General features: G+C 59.9%; 9 protein-coding genes. 7 read left to right on the top strand and 2 right to left on the bottom strand.

The genetic code is table 11. From position 1 onward, the window contains the following. The 7 genes from VIW95_RS06585 to VIW95_RS06615 form a co-directional block, all read left to right on the top strand. Positions 1-888, top strand: an 888-nt coding sequence (locus VIW95_RS06585; RefSeq protein WP_331584642.1) for an MFS transporter, incomplete at its 5' end; no start/stop codon positions are given. A 73-nt stretch (positions 889-961) separates the two neighbouring features. Then, positions 962-1,474 carry a PaaI family thioesterase gene (locus tag VIW95_RS06590; RefSeq protein WP_331584643.1) on the top strand — a complete coding sequence of 171 codons (513 nt, stop codon included), beginning with the start codon at positions 962-964 and terminating at the stop codon, positions 1,472-1,474. A 7-nt stretch (positions 1,475-1,481) separates the two neighbouring features. After that, the gene (locus VIW95_RS06595) at positions 1,482-1,706 is read left to right on the top strand and encodes a hypothetical protein (protein ID WP_331584644.1); all 225 of its coding nucleotides are present in this window, start codon (positions 1,482-1,484) and stop codon (positions 1,704-1,706) included. Positions 1,707-1,860: 154 nt separating this feature from the next. Next, positions 1,861-2,841, top strand: a complete 981-nt coding sequence (locus VIW95_RS06600) for a zinc-dependent alcohol dehydrogenase family protein (protein ID WP_331584645.1) — start codon at positions 1,861-1,863, stop codon at positions 2,839-2,841. Positions 2,842-3,154: 313 nt separating this feature from the next. Then, the gene (locus tag VIW95_RS06605; RefSeq protein WP_331584646.1) at positions 3,155-3,991 is read left to right on the top strand and encodes a CmcJ/NvfI family oxidoreductase; all 837 of its coding nucleotides are present in this window, start codon (positions 3,155-3,157) and stop codon (positions 3,989-3,991) included. Positions 3,992-4,041: 50 nt separating this feature from the next. Next, positions 4,042-4,794 (top strand): glucose 1-dehydrogenase, encoded by a 753-nt coding sequence (locus VIW95_RS06610; RefSeq protein WP_331584647.1) that lies wholly within the window; start codon positions 4,042-4,044, stop codon positions 4,792-4,794. Positions 4,795-5,005: 211 nt separating this feature from the next. Further along, positions 5,006-6,046: an LLM class flavin-dependent oxidoreductase gene (locus VIW95_RS06615; RefSeq protein WP_331584648.1), complete on the top strand. Its 1,041-nt coding sequence runs from the start codon at positions 5,006-5,008 to the stop codon at positions 6,044-6,046. A 59-nt stretch (positions 6,047-6,105) separates the two neighbouring features. Here VIW95_RS06615 and VIW95_RS17570 read toward each other — a convergent pair whose 3' ends face one another. After that, positions 6,106-6,342: a cupin domain-containing protein gene (locus tag VIW95_RS17570; RefSeq protein WP_414645271.1), complete on the bottom strand. Its 237-nt coding sequence runs from the start codon at positions 6,340-6,342 to the stop codon at positions 6,106-6,108. Positions 6,343-6,530: 188 nt separating this feature from the next. After that, complete coding sequence (locus tag VIW95_RS06620; protein ID WP_331584649.1) at positions 6,531-7,313, bottom strand: enoyl-CoA hydratase/isomerase family protein; 783 nt, start codon at positions 7,311-7,313, stop codon at positions 6,531-6,533. Positions 7,314-7,346 lie beyond the last annotated feature (33 nt).

Below are 7,346 nucleotides of genomic sequence, written 5' to 3' on the forward strand. Positions count from 1 at the left end.
GAGCGCGACGATTGGCTCGAAAGCCATTTCATCGCCACCTTCCTCGCAATCGCCGTCGTCGCGATCGGGATCGCGATCTGGTGGGAGTGGCGTCACGACGATCCGGTGGTCGAGCTGACGCTGCTGCGCGAGCGCAACTTCGCGATCGCCAACGCGCTCTACTTCCTTTTCGCGTTCGGGCTCTTCGGCAGCACCGTGCTGATTCCCGAGATGCTGCAGGCGCTGTTCGGATACACTGCCACCGATGCCGGCCTGGTGCTGGGCCCCGGCGCCGCGGTTATCACACTGTTGGCGCCACTCGTGGTGCGGATCGTCCCGCGCATCGGCGCGAAACGCATGCTCTGCTTCAGCTTCACCGTGGCCGCGCTTTCCTTTGTCTATTACAGCGGGATGACCACTCAGACTGACTACTTTCATTTCACATCGGCGCGCGTCTTTCAGGGCTTCGGCTACGCCTTCATGTTCATTCCGGTGAGCCAGCTCGCGTATTCCTACTTGCCGAAAAACAAAAACAACAAGGGCTCGAGCCTGACCAACCTATGCCGTAACTGGGGCGCGAGTTTCGGTATCTCATTTGTCACCACGATGCTCGAACGGCGCACGCAGTATCACCAGAGCGTGCTGGTCAGCAATCTCACTTCCGGCGACGAAAGCGTCCGGCGGTTCGTAAGCGCGTCGAGCCATTTCCTGGTAACCCGCGGCGCGAGCACTCCCGACGCTATCCATCAGGCCTACGGCATGGTCGGAAGCATAATGAATCAGCAGGCGGCGATGCTCGCTTTCATGGATTGTTTTCACCTGCTCGCGCTGATCGCGCTGGCTGGACTGCCACTGGCCTTACTAACCCGGCATTTCCAAATAGGCAAAGCAGCGAGGGGCGCGCACTAAAACGGCCGCCATTCGCAAGCAAACCTGATTTTTGGCTCAACCCTTGTATATGCAAGTACTAACGGAGAAAACAATGAGTAACTCTATTGAAAATAACGGCGGTCAATTCGCGAATGGCCAAGCCAGTTGCGATTTGCGAGAAAACTCGGACACCAGCGAACAATTTCCTGCGCCTATTGGCAAGCTCCTGGGTCTCAAACTCCTTCAGGCGGAGAACGGAACGGCGGTGGTCGAATTCGTCGCCGATGAGCGCCATACCAACCCAATGGGAACTCTCACTGGAGGCGTGTCGTCTCTCATTGCTGACGTGGCCATGGGCTTCGCGTACTCCACCACGCTCGCCGCAGATGAGAGTTTCGCGGCTGTGGAGTTGAAGATCAATTTCCTGCGTCCGGTGTGGAAAGCGACGCTTCGCGCCAATGCAAGAGTTGTCCGCGCCGGCAAACTCGTGGGTCTGGTCGAATGCGACGTCCTTGACGAGCGGCAGCGGCTGGTCGCGCGTGCCTCCTGCACTTGTATGACTCTTCGCGGACAACTCGCCGAAGGACGCCAGCTTACGATGACACTAAACCCGGTAGGCAAGTGAGGCCGAAATGATTGCTATAAGCCCTGACTACTTTAAGCGGCTAATAAACGCGGGAAACACGCAAGTCGTCGGTGGAGACATCCCGCCCATCACAAGCGTCTTCGATTTGAAGAGCGGGGTGCGAGCCAAGCTGGTCGATCGCAGCGGTTCGATGGTGATCGTCGAGGTCGAACACTACCGCTCCGATTGGATCGAATGGCGCGAGGTCAAGGCAAGGATCGCGGCAAAGTGATCACCTAGGTTACCAACAGGAGTAACGACTGTGGGCAAATTACAGGGAAAAGTGGCGGTCATTGCAGGTGGTACCGCAGGAATAGGCTTGTTGACGGCGTCAGAGGGAAAATCTAAATCGTCGATGAAGGCGATCCTACTAAAGGAGAATTAATATGCGCGCTGTTCAGCTTACTGCCTATGGCAACCCTATCGAGGGTCTTAAGTATGTCAACCTTCCCGAGCCCGACGCTCCGGGATCCAACGAGGTGCTCATCGAGGTCGAGTTTTCGCCTCTCAACAATAGCGACCTCCTAATCGCACGGGGCATCTATCCGTCGCGCCCCGCGCTCCCAACCGTCATCGGCAATGAAGGTGTCGGTCGCGTTCTGAAGGTGGGAGCGGGGGTGAAGAACGTCAAGGTCGGCGACCGAGTCCTGCCGCCGCTATCCAGCTTCACCTGGCAGGAGCGAATGATTCTTCCGGCGAACGGCCTTTTCGCGCTGCCTCCCGGGGCCGACCCGCAGCAGTTGTCGATGCTCGCGATCAATCCTCCGACGGCAGCGCTGTTGCTCAGCGAGTACGTCAACCTGAAGCCGCTCGAGTGGGTGGTACAGAACTCCGCCAACTCCAGCGTCGGGCGCTGGGTGATAGCGTTCGCGAAAGCGCGCGACCTGAAGACCGTCAACATCGTGCGGCGGCCGGAGCTCGTGGCCGAGCTTAAGGCGGTTGGCGCAGACGTCGTCGTGGTCGATTCGCCCAACGTTACGAAAGACATCAAAGCGGCTGTCGGCAAGGATGAGCTCCGTCTCGCGCTCGATGGTGTCAGCGGCCCGGCGTCGGGCGTGATCGCATCGACGCTCTCGCCTCGCGGCACGCTCGTCTCCTACGCGGCGATGAGCGCGGGTCCGATGTCGATAAGCCCGCTGGACGTTATCTTCAAGCCACTGACGGTCCGAGGTTTTTGGCTGGGCCATCCGGAGTCTGCGGCCAAAAGTGCGCCGGCGATAGCGCAGGCGGCCGAGATGATCGCGTCCGGCCGAGTGCACATTCCAGTGGCGGCGACCTACCCCCTCTCGTCGATCAAGGAAGCCGTCGCGCATGCGCAACGCGGCGGAAAAATTCTTCTGGAAGTAGCCGGATCATCTACGCGTTAGAACAGTGTCCATGAACAAGGGTGGTGGTGATCATGGACAACGAGATCAGCCAACTGTTGTTGCTCGCAATATTCTGCGTCCTGGCGATAGTCGTCGCGGATTGGGCGATGCGGCCAAAGGATCGCAACGATGACGACTGACTTGCACAGGATCGAACTTTTTTTGGTCTAAATCTTGTATATGCAAAGACTAATGGAGCGGAATGAGCAATTTCATTGAAGATAACCGCGAAATTTCGATTCGCGAACGGCCAAAACTGTCGCGATTTGCAAGTTTGCGTCAGTGAGCAATTAATCAACTGAGGTTTTTACAGATGGAACCCAGCAACCACGACCCTGTCGTTAATGCGCGGCTGAACTACCTGGCCGCTGCGGTGCCGAAGCCGGTCAACTACGCCTATGATCCGCCGGCCGGAGTGCCGCGCAGCTCGGGAAAATACGTCGCGCAAACGGTCGCGATTCACAACGGCCGCGAAATGCTCGGAAAACTTTCGCTCGACACCAACGGTTTCGTGCTGACGGAGCACGAGACTGCGGTCAAGGATTTCTACGATCCCGACGACGTCAAGTCGGTCTACTACCCTGAGGTCGAGCGCCTGCTGAAGCGGGTAACCGGCGCCGAGCGCGTGGTGGTTTTCGATCACATCGTGCGCAATCCTGTCCTTGCTGAGCGTGCAGAAAAAGGCGCGCGCCCGCCCGCCAAGGTCGTCCACAACGACTACAGCCTGAAATCCGCGCCGCGCCGCGTCCGCGACCATCTGCAGGAAGAAGCAGAGCACCTGCTCAAGAATCGCTTCGCTGAGATCAACGTCTGGCGCGCGATTCGCGGACCGATCGAAAGCTCGCCGCTTGCGCTATGCGACGCGCGCAGCCTCGATCTCGAGGATAGTGTGCCGACCGACCTCGTCTATCGTGAGCGCGTGGGCGAAACTCTCGGCTTCCTCTTCAACCCTCGGCATCGCTGGTACTACTTCCCGCGAATGCAACGTAACGAAGCAATCTTACTGAAGTGCTACGACTCCAAGGACGACGACCGCGCGCGCTTCACCGCGCACACCTCGTTTGAAGACCCTAGCAGCCCGCCCAACGCCGCGCCGCGCGAAAGTATCGAGGTGCGAGCGCTGGTTTTCTGGGCGCCCGAAGTTGTTTGAGCGGCCGTCGCGGATAACGATTGACAAAACCAGGTAAGGAGCAATCGACAATGAGCGGAAAACTCGAAGGCAAAGTGGCAGTTGTCACAGGAGGAAATAGTGGCATCGGTCTCGCCACGGCGAAGCGATTCGTCGCGGAAGGCGCGTATGTCTTCATTACGGGACGCCGTCAGGACGAACTCGACGCGGCGGTGAAAGAAATCGGCAAAAACGTCACGGGCGTTCAAGGCGACGTCGCCAAACTCACCGACCTGGACCGGTTGTACGACGCGGTGAAGGCAAAGACGGGTCGCGTCGACATTCTGTTTGCGAATGCCGGCATCGCGGAACTCGCGCCTCTGGGAGAAATCACGGAAGCGCAGTTCGATCGGATCTTCGACATCAACGTCAAAGGGCTGTTGTTCACGGTGCAGAAAGCTCTTCTTCTGATTCCAGTCGGCGGATCGATCATCCTGAACGCCTCGATCGTGGCGTCCAAAGGCAATCCTGCGTCGAGCGTGTACAGCGCGACCAAGGCCGCGGTGCGGTCGTTCGCGCGCACGTGGACGATGGATTTGAAGGAACGGAAAATCCGCGTGAATGCGCTCAGTCCGGGTCCGATCAACACTCCCGCCTATGACCGCATCGCGCAGTCCGGGCCAGCGGGCCGGCAGATGTTGGAGAGTATCGTAAGCAGGGTGCCGATGGCTCGCTTCGGCACGCCGGACGAAATTGCTGGCGCCGCGGTTTTCCTCGCCTCCGACGACAGCAGTTTCGTCACCGGCACCGAGCTATTCGTCGACGGCGGCGCCGCCCAAATCTGAGCCCCGACGCAGTGCGCCCTTGCCGTCGTTTGATCGTCGCGTTGTAACAGGACATCGGGGCGGAAAACCGTGCGGCTGAGCGATCAACGCCACGAGCCTTACGAATTCAAGACTGTCTCCGGCCTTGAGCACACTTATGCCGCCACGCGGCGCGCGTGCTATTTATTTCGTTAGCCTCGCTCGAAAAATTGGTCAGCCTAAAGAGGATGCCATGAAAGTCAGCATTGGCATTGGCGGCGCCGCGTCGGGTCGCAAGCGCGACTTCGACGATCAAGTCGACTACGTCGTCGAAGCGGAAAAGCTCGGAGTGGATTCGGTCTGGTCCGCCGAGGCGTGGGGGCAGGACGCTATTTCGCCGCTCGCCTATCTCGCTGCGCGCACAAGCCGGATCAGGCTCGGCACCGGCATCATGCAGATAAGCGCGCGCGTGCCGGCGATGATCGCGATGACAGCGCTGACGATGGCCGCAATCAGCAACGATCGCTTCATCCTGGGCCTCGGTGCGAGTGGTCCGCAGGTCGTCGAAGGGCTGCAGGGCCGCGCGTTCAAGGCGCCGCTCACCCGGATGAAAGAAACGGTGGAGATCATCAAACTGGCGTTTGCCGGCGAAAAGATCGAATACCACGGCAAGTATCACGAACTGCCGTTGCCGGGCGGACAGGGCAAGGCCCTCCGGTTGTCACAACCCGGCAATCCTAACATTCCGATTTATCTCGCCACGCTCGGACCCCGCGCGTTGGAATACACCGGTGCCGCGGCCGATGGTTGGCTGGGCACGTCGTTCACGCCGGAGCATGCCGCTGCGCACCTCGACTATCTGCGCCGGGGCGCAGAAGGGGCCGGTCGCAGCCTGGCCGACATCGACATTCAGGTCGGTGGAACAGTTGCGTTCGGCGATAATCTCGACGCGCTCGTGGAGCCTTTGAAGCCTGCGATGGCATTTACACTCGGTGCGATGGGTTCGGCGACGACGAATTTCTACAACGATGCTTTCAAACGGGGCGGGTGGGAGGCGGCGGCGCGCGAAGTGCAGCGCCTCTGGATTGCCGGGAAGCGTCCCGAAGCGATCGCCAAGGTGCCGCCTGAAATGGTGATCCAGGCGAATCTGCTGGGCAACACCGAGATGGTGCGCAACCGCATCCGGACCTTCAGGGACGCAGGAGTCACGACGCTACGCGTCGCTCCCCAGGGGCGCGACCTCGCGGAGAAACTCGCGACGCTAGGACGTGTGATGGACCTGGTGCGCGGTTAACGCGGGCGGCTTCACCTCGGCCACGAGTACGCAGCACCGAGCACGGCCCGCGCAGGAACTCACAATGGGCGGTAGTCACCTCGTGGTCCTGGCGTAATGTGAATAAGCTGCGCTGGCTCTATCATAATTACTCGGTGCCATTCACCCTTGCGGACAATACACGCGTCGCCGGTGCCTAACTCGATGGCCGCGTTGGGGTCAGATTCGCCCATGACGTGCAGCTTTCCTGAGATGACATACAAGATCTCGTCGCCGTCCGGGTGAACCTCTCCGCCATGCGGCGCGTCTCCAGTCACTGAGACAAAGCCGATCGTCGCACCGTCGATTCGCTCCGGCGGACCCGGCTTGCGTGCCCTGGGGGGGAACGGAGAGATCCCGATGGAGATCCAAACAAAATTGCGCGACGTCAACAGGGACTATCTTTGTCATACTAATGTCGTCCGCTTCTGTTCTGCGCCTTGCTTAGGAGGAGCAGCGCGTTGTGTCACCGACCTTTGAACTGAGGCTTGCGTTTTTGGGCTTTGGCCGCAAATGCCTCCCGAGTGTCTTCGGTTTCGAACATTCTGAAGTGGCGTTCGCTTTCGATCGCAACATACCCCGCAAAGTCCATCCGTTCCGAATCAACGAAGTTCGCCTTCAGCGTGCGCAGCGCGATCGGCGCGCAATCGGTAAGCCGGTTCACGATCGCATCGACTTCTTCCCGAAATCGATCATCCGGAAAAACGCGCGTGACCAATCCAATCCTAAGCGCCTCGGCCGCGTCGAACTTGCCGGGCAGGAAATAGAGTTCGCGGGCACGCGCGGCACCGACGATTCGCGAGAGGCTCCACGGTCCGCCCATATCGCCCGCAACGCCGACATCCAGAAACGCGACGTTGAAGCGCGCCGACTCCGCAGCAAATCTGAAGTCGCACGCAAGCGCCCATCCGAGACCCGCTCCCGCGCAAGCGCCGTTGACCGCAGCGATCGTTACGGCCGGCATGTTGTGCAGCAGAATCGGTACGCGGAAATCGTCGGCCGTGAGAGGATCATCCGGCGCCGCGGACGCGACCTGGCCGATGTCGGCACCGGGGCAGAAGCCCTTGCCCGCGCCGGTCAGGACCAGCACTCTCAGTTCGCGATCCTCGGCGGCGGCCGCGAGGGTATCGCGAGTCTCGACCAACATCCGATTGGTCATTCCGTTCAGCCGGTCGGGACGATTCATCGTGAGCCGCGCGACCGGGCCCGACTTCTCATAAACGATCGTTTCACGGCGAGTGCTGCTCACGGTTTTTCTCCTCTAATTCGCTTGAATCGTGGT

It is taken from the genome of Binatus sp. (SeqCode) (assembly GCF_036522015.1).
In the GTDB taxonomy this organism is placed as follows: Bacteria; Desulfobacterota; Binatia; order Binatales; family Binataceae; genus Binatus.